Below are 17,813 nucleotides of genomic sequence, written 5' to 3'. Positions count from 1 at the left end.
ATTTGATTTGCTTAGTCTGTGAATATGATAAGATTGTTGGAACCAAGCAATAATACAGGCTAACCAAAAATATCGAAAAATCCCATGGAGAAATTAGCTACCCTAGATTATGTAGCAATTATTCTATATCTGCTTATCATGGCAAGTGTGGGACTGTTTTTTGGTTGGTTCATCAAGGATATCAAAGGATACTTTAAGGGAGGTAATATAATACCTTGGAACATTTCTGGTATAAGCAACTTTATGGGGTCATTGAGCACTTTTGTTTTTGTCGCGTATGCAGGTATTGCTTATTCGGATGGGATAGTTGGTATAATTGTTTTATTCTGCACCATCCCCCCATTTATTTTTGCGGCACTTGTAATGGGAAAACGCTGGATACGCTCTAGAATTTTAACCCCAGTGGAATACCTAGAGACACGATTCAATAATAAAATTAGACAACTATTCAGCTGGATAGGTTTAGGAATGCGTTTTTTGGACAACATGGTAAGGCAATATGCAATGGGTATTTTTCTTACAGCCGCAACGGACTTGAGTTTTTTGGAGGCCATTGTTTTTTCAGGCATTGTAACCATATTGTTTACTATAGTCGGCGGAGTGTGGTCGGTAGTTGTCATGGATACATTGCAATTTGTCATTTTGTTGTTTGCATCTGTGTTGTTGGTTCCTTTATCCCTTGAAGCCGCAGGAGGGTTTTACGCCCTAGTAGAAAAGCATCCTGAACATTTCAATTGGTTTTCAGGCCCTAAAGGCCAACCATTGTGGCTGTTTATTTATTACTTGATGGTTCTGTTGAAATATAATGGCAACTGGGTTTTCATCCAGCGTTTTTATAGTGTTAAAGATGAGACGGCCACAAAAAAACTGGGGTTTTTCTCGGCTCTTCTGATGTTCCTATTTCCAGTAATATTCTTGTTACCTGCAATTGCTGCTGTGGATATTCTCCCAAACCTGGATAATCCGGAACAAGCCTATGTTGCAGTAGCCGTTCATTTGTTGCCCGCAGGACTACTTGGTCTAATGATTGCGGCTATGTTCTCTGCGACAATGTCTTCTCTCAATTCAGAGTTCAATGTAATGTCGGCCGTATTGACCAATGATATTTACAAAAGATTGATAAATCCAAATGCTTCGGGAAAAGAACTGATATCAGTAGCCAGAATCAATATTTTATTGGTTGGTGCCATAGTTGTGTTAGGGTCATTTTACATGGGAGAATTAGGGGGTGCTTTTGAAGCCAATAAATTGTTGACGGGATTATTTGCAATACCAACGGCGATTCCTTTGATTCTGGGACTATTGTTTAAAAAGACAAACTCAACAGGTGCTTTTTTCTCTGTTTTGACCGGAATCACGCTAGGTTTAGTTTTCAACAGTTTGGAAAATTTATCCTGGGAGATGTCCACTTTTCTCCAAATTATTGGCTGTTCCGGAGTATTTTTTGTTTCAGGTTTGCTTTTGTCGTCAAGTAAGGCCTACATCGACCGGGTAAATGCTTTTTTCAAAAAATTGAATACTCCACTCTCCAACAGTGAGATTGGAAAGGCTAAACCTAGGTTTCAATTGGCTTTGGCCAATCTTTTTGCAATAGCTATTGGTTTGTCTGGCTTACTGTTCATAGGTATTAGTTTTCCATCGATTGATTTGTCTAGCGGTAAGATTGCCATTGTAATTGGTTTGATTTGTTTTTTTTCCGCTGTGACCCTAAGAATCTATGCGATTAAAAATCTAAATGTTCGAAGCCATGATTAAAAAAAACTCCTACTTAACCAGTGATTTACTTTTGGAAAATTCGTATGCCAAATCACTCTATCATGATTTTGCTTCTAATTTACCGATCATAGATTATCACAACCATATTAATATAGGACACTTATCTGAAAACCATATGTTCTCGGATATAGCTGAATTATGGGTTTTGAATGATCCGTACAAACATCGAGCCATGCGTATTAATGGAATCGATGAGGGTATGATAACGGGAAATGCAACGAATTGGGATAAGTTTTATTCTTGGGCGGCTACACATCCAAAGACCATTGGCAATCCTCTTTACCATTGGTCGACCAACGAGCTTAATCATGTTTTTAATGTCGAAGATCCTTTGAATGAGGAATCTGCATTGCGGATTTGGAAACAATGCAATTCAAAACTCGAAGATGACAAGTTCTCAGCATGTTCAATCTTAAGAAAGTGGAACATAGAAGGGTTGTGTACTTCCGATGATTGGCTTACTGATTTAAGTCTACACAACACCGCATCAAATCAGTGCTCCTTACCAATTATCCCTTCCTTACGTGCAGATAGTCTAATGGATTTCAATTCATCGAATTATCAAATTTTTTTAAATGTTTTGGCCCGATTAACTGGAGTTTCAATAGTTGATTTGGAGAGCCTTGAACAGGCTTTGGAAAAAAGAATTAAATATTTTTCCGAATGTGGAAGCAGACTTTCGGATCATGCACTGGATTCAGGGTTTTCATATAAGCCGATTTTAAAAAAGGAAGCAGAGAGTCTTTTTAAACAAGTGAAACAGCATCAAAAACTTAACGCCGATGAGATCATAAAGCTTCGGTCTTACTTATTGGCCTTTTTGGGTAAGCTATATGGGAAAATGGGCTGGGTGATGCAGTTGCACATTGGTGCCTTGAGAACAACCAGTTCAAGATTACGGGATTTATCTGGAAATACAGGAGGCTATGCGGCTATAGGAAATTCTTGTAATATGGAGAGCCTAAGCTCTTTTCTCGATGAATTGGAAAGAGAGGGATATCTGCCCGATGTTATTTTATACACTCTCAATCCTTCGGATAATGAGTCATTTGGAACACTAACGGGTTCTTTTTCAGAAGATGGAAAAGAAGGGAAGATACAATTTGGCCCAGCTTGGTGGTACAATGATCACGCTTGGGGCATAGAAAATCACCTAACTGTTGTGTCCAATTATAGCCTATTATTCCATTTCATTGGAATGACAACGGATTCACGTAGTCTTTTGTCATTTTCCCGACATGATTATTTCCGAAGAATACTCTGCAATCTTATTGGTAAATGGATTGAAAAAGGTCATATCCCAAACGATTATGAATTAGTGAGTGAACTCATCACAAATATTTGTTACGCGAATAGTAAAAAAAGATTTTTTAATGAATAACAGCAAAAGAAAACACAAAGTAGCAGTAGTTACGGGGGCAGGTGGCACCCTTTGTTCGGAAATGGCAATCGAACTTTCGAAACAAGGAATAAAAGTCGCGCTTTTGGGGAGGACTTTAGAAAAATTAAGAAGAATCCAAAAGGAGATTGAAAATCAAAATGGAACAGCCATTTCCGTACCAATAGATGTTACCGACCAAAATGCCGTTTTAGAGGCTGGGCAGAAAATAAAGGAGGAATTGGGAAGTTGTACGGTGCTCATCAATGGGGCGGGCGGGAACCACTTTGATGCCATTACGTCAGCAGATTTTTTTGAAGAACGCGAGCTCCAAAAATCATCCAAAGAATTCAACGGGTATTTTAATATGGATATGAGAGCCTTTTCCAGGGTCCTGGAAATAAACACTATGGGCACGGTTATTCCTTCACAGGTTTTTGGAAGAACTATGGCTTCGGTTGGCGGAGGGGTTATCATAAATATTGCATCTATGAATAGCTACAGGCCATTGACTAGAGTCGCTGCCTACAGTATGGCAAAAGCCGGAATAGAAAACTTCACCAAATGGCTAGCAGTCTATCTTGCACCAACAAACATTAGAGTGAATGCAATTGCCCCCGGATTTTTTTTGAATGAAAACAGTAAGAAAAGATTGACAATGGATAATGGAGAACTTTCTCAACGAGGGAAAAATATCATTTCACACACACCACAAAGAAAGTTTGGGACCCCAAATCAACTTATAGGGTGCATGAACTGGTTAATTGATGATGAATCATCTGATTTTCTTACGGGGGTAACGATTCCAATCGATGGTGGCTTTTCAGCAAGTTCCGGAGTATAATTTAAAATTAAGGAGAGAATGAAAAATAGTTTTTTAATCATAACATTCTGTTTCACCATTACTGGGTCGGTAGAAGCCCAGTCGGACCTAAAAATTCCTTTCAAGAAAATTGGGGAAATATCCCCGAGAAGTTCGACGGAAATTTATTCAAATAACTGGTCAATCGGGGCAGAAACGATGGATCGTGACTTAGTTGAATTTGACAGTTGGAAAGACTATTTAAAAGATTTAGGAGCCAAGAAGATAAGGTTACAGGCTGGTTGGGCAAAATGCGAAAAAGAGAAAGGGGTATATGATTTTGAATGGCTTGATAGGGTTATCGATTTTGTTTTATCTCAAGGTGTTGAACCTTGGCTGCAGACGTCCTATGGAAATCCAATATATGATGGGGGTGGAGGAATTCACCTAAGTGCGGGACTCCCCTCATCGGAAGAGGCCTTGCAAGCATGGGATGAATGGGTAAATGCGATGGTTAAAAGATACAGAGGAAGAGTTAAATTCTGGGAAGTTTGGAATGAACCGGATAACAAAGATAAAACCCCACCAGAACAATATGCTGATCTTTTCATAAGGACTGCTGAAAATATTAAAGCTAAAATTCCAGATGCAACAATATTCGCACTGTCCCAGGCTAGTCTGGGCAAAAAGGGTCAAAACTACGTTGAAACATTTTTAAAAACCTTAAAAGAACAGAATAAACTTCATTTGGTGGATGAAATCACTCTGCACGGCTACACATACAATCCATCCGATGTTTACCGAAAATACAATGATATATATCCCATCATTCGGAAGTATGCGGATCACATTAAAATAAGACAAGGGGAGTTAGGATGCCCTTCCGAATTTCAAGACGTATATGCCCTTCGGAATTACGAATGGACTGAACTGTCCCAGTCAAAATGGGTAGTTCGAAAAATGTTGGGAGATTTGGGGAGGGATATACCATCCAGCTACTTCCTAATTATTGACATTGTATACACCCATAATCATGAAGAACTTATGGATAAACCTAAACGAAATACTAAGGGATTAATAGAATCCGATTTGCAAAGAAACTTTGTCGCGCTAAAACCTTCCTATTATTCTTATCAAAATGTGACTTCAATTTTTGACAATACTTTGGAGAGGATACCAAACTATCCCTATTCCCTTTCTAGTGAATCGTCAATATCTGTTTTTGGTTTTAGACGTAAGCATTTTGACAATCAAGCAGTTGCTATTTGGAAAGATGGGGAAATACCTACAAATAAAAATAATACTTCATCCGTTGACATTGAGTTTGCGGCAGGGAACTTTGAAGCCCCTGTTTTTATCGACTTAAGAACGGGTGATGTTTTTGAAATTCCGGCTAAGAACTGGAATCAGATGGGAACGGCTTATTCTTTTAAGAATATTCCGATTTATGACTCACCTATTCTGATAGCCGATAAAACCTTAATTAATCTTAAAGAACAGTAGATGAGCACAGATCAATTCAAGAAAGAAGTTGGAATGATGAACCTTGAAAAATTAATAGAATCACGTGAAGTAGTGCCCGATATGAAGTTTCCTATTTCCGATGAGGAAATCCTCAATCGATACCAAGAACTATATACGGGAGCGGTCAATGATGTACTACGAGAGTTTTGTCTCTTAGAACAAGCTTTACCAGGAAGAATAAGACCTTTGAGGGAATATAAAACGGTTGCCGGTTTTGCTTTTACCGTAAAAAGCGCACCTAACGTGAAAATTAGCGGCGAGATGGAATTTCGCACTGAAATGCTGGACGATATGCATGAAAATGCGTTCGTGATTTGGGATACCAGCCGCGATGAAAAAGCCACCTTATGGGGAGGGGTGATGACAGCCACAGCTAAAGGAAAGAAAGTCAAGGCCGCATGTATTGATGGTGGAATTAGGGATACACATCAAATTTTGGAAGCTGATTTCCCAGTTTTTTATGAATATAGGATTTCAAACGGAAGCTTGGGACGATGCTTGATTACCCATTATCAAATACCAGTGAAAATTGGCGACGTGACCGTTAAACCGGGCGATATCGTAATGGGCGACATAGACGGTGTATTGGTCATTCCTCGAAATCTGGCCTATGATGTCCTTCTAAGGGCCGAGGAAATCAAGGAGAATGAAAAACAGATTTTTGGATGGGTAAAAGAAGGTCAAAGCATCCAAGACATCACAAAAAAAGGAGGTTATTTCTAGACCATGAAGTGTACAATGCTCCTTCCTCCTATATGCGATGCACAAAAGTGGTCATTGGCCCGCCAGATTGGGATAAATTATGCCATCACCAAGGCTGCCCCAGAACTATCTGGATTACCGGCCCCGTTTAATTTGGATGCGTTGAGAACAGTTAGAAACCGGTTTAATGAAGCTGGTTTTCAACTGTATGGTCTGGAAGGGGATCAATTTGATATGAATCCTATTAAACTCGGATTGCCAAACAGAGACGAGTACATTGAAAAATATCAATCCATGCTTCGTAATATGGGGCAATTAAATATTCCTCTACTCTGTTACAATTTTATGGCGGTAATAGGATGGTTTCGTACTCAAATAGACATCCCGGAACGAGGTGGAGCAACCGTCAGTGGTTTCGATTCAAGAAATACAAATGAAGATGTTTCTGTCGATTTACAAATAAGTGAACAGAAACTTTGGAAAAACTTGGAATATTTCCTCGAAGCAATATTACCTGTGGCAGAAGAAAATGGAATACAAATGGCACTGCACCCTGACGACCCACCATTAAGTCCTCTTAAAGGTGTAGGAAGAATTCTGACTTCCTTTGATGCATTTGATAGAATATTAGAAACATATAAAAGCCCCGCCAACGGGATTACATTTTGCCAGGCCACATTCAAATTAATGCAAGGAGATTTTATGGAAATTTCCGAAAAGTGGATGAAGAAACAAAAGATTTTCTTTCTGCACATTAGAGATGTAGAGGGTTCTTCCACCAAATTCAGGGAGACCTTTCATGATAACGGTCCTACCGATATGTGGAAAATGTTCGAGCATTATAAGTCCTTTGGTTTTGAAGGGGCATTTAGGCCAGATCATGCTCCAACTATGTTTGGAGAAGATAACAATGATTTTAGAGGTGGTTTGTCCGTCGGTTATGAAGTTATGGGAAAAGTTTTTGCCATTGGCTACCTGAAGGGGATTTGCGAGAGCCTTGGAATAGAAGTAAAGTAATTTGATAAATCAAAGTGAATTTTAAAATAAGCATGAGACTGTTTTTTGAAAATCAAAAAAACCTTGTTGTTGATTCAACTAATAGTGGTAACAATGGTCATTGGAGTTTAAATCATTCTTACAAGGTTCTTTCAACATTTTTCTTTTTGGTTGCCCTATCATTTTCATGTAAGGATGCCGAATTTATCCAACATCCCAATATTATAATTATTTATGCGGATGACCTTGGATTCATGGATGTTGGTTACAATGGAAATGTACATTACGATACGCCTCGAATTGATAATTTTTCCAAACAGGGAATGGTTTTCAACAACGCCTACGCCAATGCTCCTTTTTGTTCACCGAGCAGGGCAAGCTTGATTACGGGGCTCTACACTCCTGCACATCAAGTTTACATTCCAGGTTCCAGTGAAAGGGGGCCAAAGGAAGCAAGAAAATATGTGATGCCCGAGAATAAGCACTATCTGGATACTTCATTGGTCACAATCGCAGAATATCTTAAATCAAAAAATTATATAACAGCAAGCATTGGTAAGTGGCATTTAGGCAAAGGCCCAACAGGTCCTAGGGCTCATGGATTCGATGTGAACATTGCTGGAAATATGATTGGCAAACCGGCAAGTTATTTCAGTCCCTATTATAATCCGGACATCACTAATGGGCCATCAGGGGAATATTTGACAGACCGCCTAACAATAGAAGCCATTGATTTTATAAATCAAAACAAGGATAATCCCTTTTTTCTCTATTTATCACATTTTGCGCCTCACACCCCGATTCAGGCTAAAAAAGATTTGATTGGAAAATACGAAAAACGCTTTGAAGGGAATCAGGATTTAAACCCTCTTTATGCGGCGATGGTTGAAAACCTTGACTTTAATGTAGGTATGATCCTCGATTTTTTAGAGACATCTGGGTTGGCAGAAAACACTTTAGTTATATTTTCATCTGACAATGGTGCATACTCTCTGGCATCTTCCAATTTGCCGTTGCGTGGAAGTAAAGGCAATTTGTATGAAGGTGGAATCAGGGTTCCGTTAATTATAAAATGGCCGAGCAAAATTAAACCCAATACAGAATCAGATGTTCCGGTAGCGGCTACCGATATTTTTCCAACAATAGTTGATATTCTAGAGCAAGATGAAAATAAAAGCGAAAAAGATGGGGAATCTATCACTCCCTTGCTTTTTGATGCCCCCAGGAAATTTAAAGAACGCCCCCTTTTCTGGTACGAGCCGGTTTACCTAGATAGCTATAATCGAAAGAGGTATGAAAGGGATAACATTTTGCACCTAATGAGGTTGACATCCTATGGGGAAATAGAGCAAAAAAGTGAAATCGAATCTTTACCAAGTGACACTTATCCTGCATGGAGACTTACTCCTGCAGTCGCCATAAGAAAGGGAAAATGGAAACTGATTCGTTATCTTGAGTATGACAGTTTAGAGCTTTATAATCTGGAAAAAGACCCATATGAAACAAATAATCTGGTTGTTGATTTACCCTTAAAAACTGAAGAGTTAAACAATATGATAGAGTCATGGGCCAAGGATATCGGTGCCCCACTTACCTTCCCAAGAAATCCATCATATGATTCGGAGTTTATTTTTGATTATTCAAAAAACGAAAGTGAATAGGTGAATAATGGAAGGGTCAATTGACAGATATCAATCGGTTGAAGATTTGAGGGAGAAAGCTCAGAGTAATAATCCAAATTTTGCTTTTGAGTATTTGAGGGAAGTTGTAATTAAGAGATCAACCTAGGAAGGAATATGGAGGAAATACCTGAATTACAATTCAGGCTCAAATATTTAGAAAATATCGAAAATCATGGCCTACAGACCACTACCGAGTTAGTTTAGTTTTTCTATAGGTGGGGCGAAGCAATTTGCCCTGCCTTTTTTATAATGTTTCGGTGGAACATACCATAGTAGGCTTGAGCTGGTTTTTGTTAATCTAAATTCAGCTGGATAATGTGATTCAAAAGCATTTTTGGATAAAAACGGTCTAAAAACTGATAGGAGAATTCAAAGAGGCCGTGATGAAACAATCTTTGCTGTCTTTTAAAACCAACACTTCTTGGGAATCCACCCCCCCCCTTCTCAATCCGTCTCATTAACTCGTCGTTTTTTTAGATCCAAATTTCCACAGATTCATTTAAAACCCTAACTTATATAAATTCAACGGCAAACTGCTATCACGAAAATTTGCAATGATCGAACCATGAGAGCGATAGAAAAAATATGGTTGGAAAAAGGCTATCGATATTTTGCCCATGAAGGGCCAAAAGGTCTTAAGGTAGAACGATTGTCCAAAGATGTCGGGAAAAACAAGTCCTCTTTTTACCATTTGTTCGCAGATCAGGAAGTTTTTATGGAAAGATTGTTGGAACTTCATTTGGACCGGGCAAAGGCAGTTTCAAAAAAGGAGATGGCCGCAAAGAACGAAGATGAACTGATAGCTATTATCCTAGAGCACAAAATCGACCTATTGTTCAATCGTCAACTGAGGATCCATAGGGACGAGCCGAATTTCAAAAAATGTCTTGACCGCATCAATGAATTTTCAGTCCAGGGGCTGCTGCCCGTCTGGAAAAAAATCATTTCTTTATCAGAGAACGGTTATCTGGCGCGAATGGTCCTGCACCTTAGTTTGGAGAACTTTTATCTCCAAATTACCAATGAGACCCTCAATGAGCAATGGTTAAGGGCCTACTTCGCCAATATTAGGCAAATGGTGCGTCTTTTCAAAAGGTCCAAATATCATTTAGTGGACGGTAGCGTCTAAAATCCGATGCCCGACATCCATAATTTTGTCAAAAAGATGGAGCGGAAATGGAGTATAACAAATTACATTTTTTAGTATTCTTCTTGACATTATTAATCAATCAAGGCTGCACAATGGTCAAAGTAACAACAAGCGAAAAGAGGAACCCAACGCCACAACAAGTTGTCGTTGGAGAAAATACCACATTGACGACCTGGGGGGCCATCAAAGTGAACAAGGCCCACTTCTTCCCCTCAAGTTTTCAATTGAAATCAGAGGGTACGATCATATACTTCGACCCCGTGGAAGTTGGGAACGCTGAGCCGGCCGATTTCATTTTGTTGACCCATGCGCACCCCGATCATTTCTCAATCAAGGACATCAAAAACCTTCTTAAAAGCGAAACGATCATTGTTTGCCCAGAGGGAGTTTCAAAAAAGTTAAAAAACATCACCGACAAAATATATGAAGTAAGACCAAAAGAGCAACTGCACCTTGAAGGGATCCATATTGAGACGACCTGGGCATACAATACGAAATCCGTTTTTCTATGGATCAAGGCACACCCCAGGTCAAAAGGGAATGTAGGTTATGTCCTTACGTCGAAAAGCGGATTAAGGGTCTACCATGCGGGCGACACAGATTATATACCTGAAATGGATGGATTACTCGATATTGGGGCGGCCTTGATACCAATCGGAGGCGATAACCTGACCATGAACGGAGAAGAGGCCGCCAAGATTGTCAATGAAATCAAGCCTAGAATCGTTGTTCCAATGCACTACGAAATCAAAAACCGGGAAGAACTGCGACGATTTGAAACATTGGTCAACGAAAAGACAACGGTGGCCAAATTGGAATAGGAAAATCGATTAAAAGATGACGGTCGAAGATTTAGGATATAGCGGGTAATTCGAAGAACTAAGGTTAAAAAGCAACCTCCAGGATTTCGGATTTGGACGTGTAGTGGCTGAACACAGGGAACGATATATCGTGCAAAACGGACAAGGGGAATTTGAAGCCGTTGTCACGGGAAATCTAAGGTATTCCGCCAATAGTCGAGAAGATTTTCCCGCTGTGGGAGATTGGGTTTCGCTGATATACAATGACTCCAGCTTTGCCATCATCCATAGCATTTTCCCCAGATTGTCCACCCTTATAAGACAAGCGGTCGGAAAGTTTGGTGAACGACAGGTAATTGCAACGAACATTGATCATGCCCTTATTGTGCAAGCGGTCGATAGGGATTTCAACATCAACCACATTGAACGGTATTTGACCCTTTGCAATTCCTCCGGAATAGGGGCAATCGTTCTTCTGAACAAAATAGATCTGATTCCCCGCGAAAGTTTGGAAGAGATGATCGGCTCGATACGTAAACAGATAAAACAGGTGCCCACAATCCCGATAAGCAACGTATCGCGAGAAGGATTCGATGTCCTTGACACATATTTGCAAAGAGGTAAAACCTTTTGTTTGCTGGGATCATCCGGGGTTGGAAAATCCTCGCTCATCAATAATCTGGTCGGGAAAGAAGTGATGGCCACGGGAGAGATTAGCGAAAGTATTGATAGGGGAAAACACGTAACCACCCATCGGGAACTAATCATTACCGAAAAAGGTATCTTAATCGACAATCCAGGGATGCGAGAAGTAGGGATAGCCGATGTTTCGGATGGATTGGAAGTTACGTTCGGAACCCTTACTGAGCTATCCAAAAATTGCAGATTCAACGATTGTACACATACTACTGAAATTGGTTGTGCCATAACCGAGGCCGTTGAAAATGTGGAAATTGATAGGTCGTCCTATGAAAACTTTTTGAAAATGCAACGGGAAAAAGACCATTTTGAGTCCACCGTGGTCGAAAGGCGGAAAAAGGAAAAGGATTTTGGTAAGGTGCTAAAGAATTACAAAAAGGACAGAAAATTGAACAAATACTGAGTACAGCAATGTGAAAGTAATTATTCTCTGATGGTTAAATGCAAGTAGTTGGTCATCATTTTTTGATAGCCCCCTAATAGGAACTTTTTACAAGTGTTTGAAATTTCCTAATTTAATCCTATTAACCTTGTCCTTTTAAAAAAGTTTTGGTGCAGTGGTTCAATTCATAGGAAATATTGGTTTATGGGGCCAGCTTTTAATCATCGACCGTAAAAATTAATTTATACCCCCCAGCAGTATATCAATTTCTCCCTGGTAACAATATTCAAAGGAAGATTGGCCACCTTTGGGGGATCCCGTCGGAACCCTAGATATTTATAGAGGTATTTGATACCTTGATAAATCTGTTCGTAAGGTCGTTGATCGATTAAAAAGTTTATTTCCCCGGTCTTTAAAAGAGCTTGGTTCCTTTGCAAAAGGTCATAGCCAACAATACGGATGTGATTCGTCGGGGACAGGGCCTTTTCCAGTACAAAAGATTCTGAATTCGGAATGAATATCCCCGATATCCTATTGTCCGGATTTAGTTTATCGCTGATTTTTTCTACTATTTTTTTATCCTTCCATGAAACGGGGAATACCTCGATTTCAAAATACGGGCCATTGTTTCTTTTAAAATAGGACTCAAATCCTGCTATCCTTTCCTCTACCCTGAAATATTGGTTTTGGGCCGTTGCAATATTTAGAACCAAAAATTTCGAAGCCTCTTTTTGTCCTAAACTTAAAAGTTCCGCGGCCAATCTTCCCCCCTGGTACGAATTCTGTCTGAAATAGGTGATTGCACCCAAATCGAGTTGATTACAACCAATTAATATAAAGGGAATCTTCTTTTTTTTACAGTCTTCCAAAAAGGTATTGGCTCCCTCTAAAATCACTTGGGCCAAAAGAACGGCATCATTCCCGTCCTTAAGGATTTGGTCCCCGACTTCATAGAAGGAAGCTTTCTCCCTTTGATTATAGTGATAGACAGTGGTAACTACTCCCAGGCACTTAAAATCCTTGATCGCCATCTTTGCAGCTTTGAAAGAACAGGACCAATAGTCATCATGCCCACATTTGGGTAGTAGCACCGCAATCTTAAAACCTTTGTTCAGTACCAAGTTTCTAGCGAAAGTATTGGGAACGTAGTTCCGATCCTCTATGATTTTTTTGATCAGCCGGGCCGTTTCCAATGCGACACCCTCTCTATTGTGCAAGACCCGATCCACTGTGGCAATGGAAACATTGGCTAGTTTGGCGATTTCTTTAATCGTAGGTTTTTTGTCCATAAATTCCTTGTGACATCAAAAGAAGTTTATAAGTAGAGTTAAGATCCTTATCGGTAACTTTTTTCTGATCGGCTTATAATTCCCGCAAAAACCTAATGCTCGACCCAAATATGACTGCTCTATGCCATGATATCCCTATCATTGATTGCTTTTTTCTGTTTGACCCGGATATAATACATTTTTGAATGTCCCACATCCCTGAATTTGAAGGTCGTCTCAAAGTATTCACCATTCTTCCTCGTTTATTCGTACTTTATTGATTTAGCGGGGTCAATGATGGATGCCTTGATACTCTCGTAAGCTACGGTCAATAGCGTTAGGCCCACAATAATGGCGACCGAAACCGCAAAGACCATCCAGCCCAGATCGATGCGATACGCAAAGTTTTGAAGCCAGTCTCTCATTAAAAAGTAGCCTAAGGGCAGGGCGACCAGACAGGCTATCAGTACCATCTTCAAAAAGTCGGCTACCAGCATCCATAAGATCTGCGGTACATTCGCCCCCAACACTTTTCGTATTCCAATTTCCCTGGTTTTTTGTTCGGCGATGTAAGAGGCCAATCCGTACAGGCCCAAACAGGCGATCAGTACTGCCAATACGGAGAAGAGCCGCACCAGATTCGATAATTTTAGTTCGGCGCGGTACATTTTTCCAAAATCATCCCTAAGAAACCAATAGTCGAAAGGAGCATCGGGTAGCGTTGCTTGCCAAATACGTTCCACCTCGGTCATTTTACTGGACAGACCTTTAGCGGGTAACTTCACATATAAAATTTGATTTCGTCTGTGTGGTTTTCCCTGGATGACCATCGGTTTGATGCTGGTGTAAATCGATTCGAAAGGAAAATCCTTGACCACACCTATCACTTGACCATCTTCGCCGGACACGGGATTTCTAACATTGAGTCCGATGACTTCCTCGGGAAGCATGTTCAGGGCATGGACCGCCGTTTCGTTTATCACATAATTGGTGGAATCGTTCACGTTCCCTACGTTAAAACTTCTTCCGGCCACCAGCTCCATATCAAATACGTCGGGAAAGTGATAATCTCCTCGCAAATGCTTCCAATCGTATTCCTGATCACCACTGATATCCGGCAGAACGAAAGAAGTCTCCAACAAACCAAAATTCTCTCTCCGGGGCAGATGCACCCCTAAGGTTACTCCGTTGATCTGTGGATCGCGTAATAGCTCATTTCTCAACGCTGGGTAGCTCTCTAGGGGAGCTATCCCACCCCCAAAGCGTACCGAAACTATTTGGTCGGCTTGATCGTACAGTTTGGAGCTTTGAAGCATGTTCATCTGCAGGAGAACAACCCCGGTACTGACGATCAGTAGTACCGAAACCGCAAATTGTATGATCACCAGCGTTTTACGAAAATAGGCAGGACCTTTTCCCAGCGTGAGGGTGCCTTTCAACACCTTCGTGGGCTTAAAGCTGGATAGGAAGAGCGCAGGATAACTACCGGAGACGAAAGCGACCACCGATCCGATCAGTAACAAGCTTCCGATGATGCTTACGTTCAGTAACGAGGTCCAGGTAAAGTCCTTATCCGACAATGTACTAAATGCGGGCAGCACGATCGCCACGAGTACGAGTGCCAACGCCAGGGCGATGAAGGTGGTCAGCACCGACTCCAGCATGAACTGCCCCACAAGGTACCAACGGCTACTGCCCAACGTTTTTCGTATCCCTACTTCTTTGGAACGTTTGGCCGATTTTGCCGTGGCCAGGTTCATGTAGTTGATACAGGCAATGAGCAGTATCAATAGCCCAATGGAGCTAAATAGGACAATGTAGTCAAAACTCGCCGAAGCGTTCCACGGTGACCAATCTACCTTTTCATCAAAGTGGAAGTCGGTGATGTTGGTAAAAAAGGGCCGGTATCGGCTAGCCTTATCTTGCAGGCGTTCCTTCACCATGCGATGTAGGCCAGCTTCTACGTTGGCTATATCGGCACCCTCGGAAAGCCGGACGTAGGTAAATGTCTGGTATCTATCCATACTGGATAAAAAGTCGGTCATCGATATGCCTGCATTTTTCCGAAGATTGTAATCGAGCAGTTCTATGGGCAGTAAATAGTCGGGTTGGAGATGTGAATTGCCGGGATAATCCTTCATCACCCCTGTAACCTTCATGGGTATGTATTCATCGGTAAGAAATACATGCTTCATCCCCAATTGGCGCCCTACTACATCAATGGCGCCGAACAAACGTTGGGCGGCCGTTTCCGATAAAACGATACTATTGAGCTGGGAAAAAACTTGAGCTTTATCGCCGTGAAGCAGGGGGAAGTACATCACGTTCGGATACGTTTTCTCTACCAAAAAAACTGTCCCTTCCTGAGTGAGCAATGTATTATCGTTATCCGGATTTCTCATGCTGTAAGGAAAACCCACGGAAATGTAGCGAAATATGTCCATCACTTCGGGCAACTTATCTTGTAACAGACTCCCCCACCCGGCAGGAACTACAGGACGGCTCATTGTCTCTCCCCGATCGTTGGTGAATTCATGCCCGATGCCAAAGGTCAGATCGGGGGCAGGATGCATCGTGTCATAACCAAGTTCATCTTGGACATAGATAAAGATAAGCGTCGCGGAAGCCAGGCCGATGGCCAGGCCGACTATATTGAGCAGTGTAACCCCTTTTTGTCGGATAAACCCGCGAAGGGCAACGTGAAGGCAATTTTTAAACATGGCGATCGGTATATGTAGATGATGTTTTGTTTTCGTGGTAACGAGGCAATGGAATAGTGTTAAACGCGGGGGTGTACCGCATCGCATCAGGATTGACCGACCGATGCGATCGCCTATAATATTCTTTGTAGTTTTCGTCGTTTTGCATACGGAAGCGAACACCCGCAGATTCTGTCACCGGCGTATGAAGGATTTCATACTCGATGATACCGTTCTTCATCTGCAGGTCAGGAAGGATTGCCCGACCATTATTTACTTTTGGGCTTTTCCTGCCCTTATAGCTCTCAACTTCATATTTACCGGAGAGCTGCCATAAATCGGCATTAAAGGGAATGCTCACCTGTTGCGAAAAGACAATAGGGCCCAGTCCTACCATCGCCACAACCTGTAAAAACATTTTCATAATAATTTTATACTTTTAAATATTATATACTCCCCAATCTCTACTTTTGAACTGTATAACCCCATTCGTACGCATTCAAATTCATTCAAATTTGTTCAATCACTAGTGCTACCTAGATATGACATCGGACGTTCGTGAAAACCAATCCTTCATTGGTATCCTTACCGCAGAAATAGAAGAAGTCTTACAATGGGGCAAGAGCGCTGATTGGTCGGATCATAAGTTCGAACTACTGAGTGAAAAGATGTTGGAGGTAACGGGAAAAAGGGTGAGCTATACCACACTGAAGCGTATTTGGGGGCGCGTATCCTATGAAGCGACCCCTCGGCAATCCACCTTGGATATTCTCGCGCAGTTTGTTGGACACCAGCATTGGCTGGCTTATAAAGAGGCAAAAAAAAGCACCTCTCAGCGGCCTATCGACAGAAACCTATTTAGAGGATTTAAAAAAGTATTCACAACAAGTAGCTTTCTACTGGTGGTAAAATCCTCTGCCGTGATGCTACTCCTGATTTTGCTATTTTATATTTTAAAGCAGGCCAGTAATAGATCCTTCTCCGAAAAGGACCTGGTCGATGTTCGGTTTTCGGTCAAGAAAATAGCAAAGGGTATACCCAATACAGTTGTATTTGCCTATGACCTGGGTGATCTGGAAGCCGATAAGATCGAGATTCAGCAGATGTGGGACGAGCGAAAACGCATTGAGATAGAAAAAGATCAATCAATAGCGGCGATGACCTACTACTACCCCGGCTACTACAATGCAAAATTGGTATTGAACGATCAAATCGTTCGGACTCAAGATCTGTATATTACCACAGACGGCTGGTTAGGGACCCAAGGAAGTCCCGATATTGATAAGCCCCGCTACTTTCTAGATGACCAGTTGAGGCAAAATGGGCTGTTGCGAATAGATAGTGCGCAATTGGACAATAGTACAACAGCGGATAAACCTCAGTATCTACGGTTCTACTACGTCTCGGAATTTGATGTGTCCTCTGAATCCTTTGTGATGAAAACCGGGTTTAGGAATACGTATTACGGCGGTCAGGCTATTTGCCAAAATGTCGTGGTTTTTATCAAGGGAACCCAAGGAGGAATAGGCTTACCCTTCAGCATCTCCGGATGTGTGGGCGACATCGCATTGGGGCTTAATGGAAAAATAATTCATGGCAACAAACATGACCTCACCGGTTTCGGCTGCGATTTTAGTACCATACAGCATTTGATGGTACGTGTTGAAAACGGGAAGATAGCAATCACGCTAAATGGAAACTTAATCCACGAAAATACGATAACCGGCTTTGGTAAACTCATTGGGATCACCTATACCTTCCTGGGTAACGGGGAAGTGGACTATGTTGATTTCTCCACTGGTGAAGGAAATGTATTCTTCGAGGATAATTTTTAGGGGTCCGGTTCATTCAAAAGCCATAAAAAACGTTTTACCGCTCAATTGAATAATGCCCTCATTTTACCGGACATTGGACGGAGGCAAACTTACCTTTTTTACGGAAATTATAACAAATCG

Annotated in this window: 14 protein-coding genes; 11 read left to right on the top strand and 3 right to left on the bottom strand. The window is 41.2% G+C overall.

What is annotated here, in order from left to right; all coding sequences use genetic code 11:
- Positions 1 to 84: 84 nt before the first annotated feature.
- From ACO06Y_RS01745 to rsgA, 10 genes are all read left to right on the top strand, one after another.
- Complete coding sequence (locus ACO06Y_RS01745; RefSeq protein ID WP_422082103.1) at positions 85 to 1,755, top strand: sodium:solute symporter family transporter; 1,671 nt, start codon at positions 85 to 87, stop codon at positions 1,753 to 1,755.
- Positions 1,748 to 3,157 (top strand): glucuronate isomerase, encoded by a 1,410-nt coding sequence (gene uxaC, locus ACO06Y_RS01740; protein ID WP_422082102.1) that lies wholly within the window; start codon positions 1,748 to 1,750, stop codon positions 3,155 to 3,157. Before ACO06Y_RS01745 ends, uxaC begins: the two co-directional genes overlap by 8 nt.
- Positions 3,150 to 3,998 (top strand): SDR family NAD(P)-dependent oxidoreductase, encoded by an 849-nt coding sequence (locus tag ACO06Y_RS01735; protein WP_422082101.1) that lies wholly within the window; start codon positions 3,150 to 3,152, stop codon positions 3,996 to 3,998. The genes uxaC and ACO06Y_RS01735 overlap by 8 nt, the downstream gene beginning before the upstream one ends.
- 18 nt (positions 3,999 to 4,016) lie before the next feature.
- The gene (locus ACO06Y_RS01730) at positions 4,017 to 5,459 is read left to right on the top strand and encodes a GH39 family glycosyl hydrolase (RefSeq protein ID WP_422082100.1); all 1,443 of its coding nucleotides are present in this window, start codon (positions 4,017 to 4,019) and stop codon (positions 5,457 to 5,459) included.
- Positions 5,460 to 6,203 (top strand): RraA family protein, encoded by a 744-nt coding sequence (locus ACO06Y_RS01725; protein WP_422082099.1) that lies wholly within the window; start codon positions 5,460 to 5,462, stop codon positions 6,201 to 6,203.
- A 3-nt stretch (positions 6,204 to 6,206) separates the two neighbouring features.
- The gene (locus tag ACO06Y_RS01720) at positions 6,207 to 7,199 is read left to right on the top strand and encodes a mannonate dehydratase (protein ID WP_422082098.1); all 993 of its coding nucleotides are present in this window, start codon (positions 6,207 to 6,209) and stop codon (positions 7,197 to 7,199) included.
- Between the two features lie 32 nt (positions 7,200 to 7,231).
- Entirely contained in the window at positions 7,232 to 8,839 is a 1,608-nt protein-coding gene (locus ACO06Y_RS01715) for a sulfatase (protein WP_422082097.1), read from the top strand.
- 586 nt (positions 8,840 to 9,425) lie between these two features.
- The gene (locus ACO06Y_RS01710; RefSeq protein ID WP_422082096.1) at positions 9,426 to 9,989 is read left to right on the top strand and encodes a TetR/AcrR family transcriptional regulator; all 564 of its coding nucleotides are present in this window, start codon (positions 9,426 to 9,428) and stop codon (positions 9,987 to 9,989) included.
- 113 nt (positions 9,990 to 10,102) lie between these two features.
- Positions 10,103 to 10,831: an MBL fold metallo-hydrolase gene (locus ACO06Y_RS01705; RefSeq protein WP_422082095.1), complete on the top strand. Its 729-nt coding sequence runs from the start codon at positions 10,103 to 10,105 to the stop codon at positions 10,829 to 10,831.
- Between the two features lie 130 nt (positions 10,832 to 10,961).
- Complete coding sequence (gene rsgA, locus ACO06Y_RS01700; protein ID WP_422082094.1) at positions 10,962 to 11,912, top strand: ribosome small subunit-dependent GTPase A; 951 nt, start codon at positions 10,962 to 10,964, stop codon at positions 11,910 to 11,912.
- Positions 11,913 to 12,133: 221 nt separating this feature from the next.
- Here the strand turns inward: rsgA and ACO06Y_RS01695 are convergent, their stop codons facing one another.
- The 3 genes from ACO06Y_RS01695 to ACO06Y_RS01685 form a co-directional block, all read right to left on the bottom strand.
- Complete coding sequence (locus ACO06Y_RS01695) at positions 12,134 to 13,180, bottom strand: substrate-binding domain-containing protein (protein ID WP_422082093.1); 1,047 nt, start codon at positions 13,178 to 13,180, stop codon at positions 12,134 to 12,136.
- A gap of 242 nt (positions 13,181 to 13,422) precedes the next feature.
- Entirely contained in the window at positions 13,423 to 15,879 is a 2,457-nt protein-coding gene (locus ACO06Y_RS01690) for an ABC transporter permease (RefSeq protein WP_422082092.1), read from the bottom strand.
- Entirely contained in the window at positions 15,872 to 16,282 is a 411-nt protein-coding gene (locus tag ACO06Y_RS01685; protein ID WP_422082091.1) for a hypothetical protein, read from the bottom strand. Before ACO06Y_RS01685 ends, ACO06Y_RS01690 begins: the two co-directional genes overlap by 8 nt.
- Before the next feature lie 118 nt (positions 16,283 to 16,400).
- On the opposite strand from ACO06Y_RS01685, the gene ACO06Y_RS01680 reads away from it, so the two are divergent.
- Positions 16,401 to 17,693 carry a hypothetical protein gene (locus ACO06Y_RS01680; protein WP_422082090.1) on the top strand — a complete coding sequence of 431 codons (1,293 nt, stop codon included), beginning with the start codon at positions 16,401 to 16,403 and terminating at the stop codon, positions 17,691 to 17,693.
- Positions 17,694 to 17,813 lie beyond the last annotated feature (120 nt).

This window comes from Ulvibacterium sp., from assembly GCF_965228935.1.
Taxonomy (GTDB): domain Bacteria; phylum Bacteroidota; class Bacteroidia; order Flavobacteriales; family Flavobacteriaceae; genus Ulvibacterium.
Note: the sequence above shows the minus strand (reverse complement) of the source record. Positions and strands in the feature narration are given on the sequence as shown.

Bases quoted from the DNA above. Each gene is read 5' to 3' on its own strand.
- ACO06Y_RS01745 (WP_422082103.1), top strand. From the start codon at position 85: ATGGAGAAATTAGCTACCCTAGATTATGTAGCAATTATTCTATATCTG.
- uxaC (WP_422082102.1), top strand. From the start codon at position 1,748: ATGATTAAAAAAAACTCCTACTTAACCAGTGATTTACTTTTGGAAAAT.
- ACO06Y_RS01735 (WP_422082101.1), top strand. From the start codon at position 3,150: ATGAATAACAGCAAAAGAAAACACAAAGTAGCAGTAGTTACGGGGGCA.
- ACO06Y_RS01730 (WP_422082100.1), top strand. From the start codon at position 4,017: ATGAAAAATAGTTTTTTAATCATAACATTCTGTTTCACCATTACTGGG.
- ACO06Y_RS01725 (WP_422082099.1), top strand. From the start codon at position 5,460: ATGAGCACAGATCAATTCAAGAAAGAAGTTGGAATGATGAACCTTGAA.
- ACO06Y_RS01720 (WP_422082098.1), top strand. From the start codon at position 6,207: ATGAAGTGTACAATGCTCCTTCCTCCTATATGCGATGCACAAAAGTGG.
- ACO06Y_RS01715 (WP_422082097.1), top strand. From the start codon at position 7,232: ATGAGACTGTTTTTTGAAAATCAAAAAAACCTTGTTGTTGATTCAACT.
- ACO06Y_RS01710 (WP_422082096.1), top strand. From the start codon at position 9,426: ATGAGAGCGATAGAAAAAATATGGTTGGAAAAAGGCTATCGATATTTT.
- ACO06Y_RS01705 (WP_422082095.1), top strand. From the start codon at position 10,103: ATGGTCAAAGTAACAACAAGCGAAAAGAGGAACCCAACGCCACAACAA.
- ACO06Y_RS01695 (WP_422082093.1), bottom strand. From the start codon at position 13,180: ATGGACAAAAAACCTACGATTAAAGAAATCGCCAAACTAGCCAATGTT.
- ACO06Y_RS01690 (WP_422082092.1), bottom strand. From the start codon at position 15,879: ATGTTTAAAAATTGCCTTCACGTTGCCCTTCGCGGGTTTATCCGACAA.
- ACO06Y_RS01685 (WP_422082091.1), bottom strand. From the start codon at position 16,282: ATGAAAATGTTTTTACAGGTTGTGGCGATGGTAGGACTGGGCCCTATT.
- ACO06Y_RS01680 (WP_422082090.1), top strand. From the start codon at position 16,401: ATGACATCGGACGTTCGTGAAAACCAATCCTTCATTGGTATCCTTACC.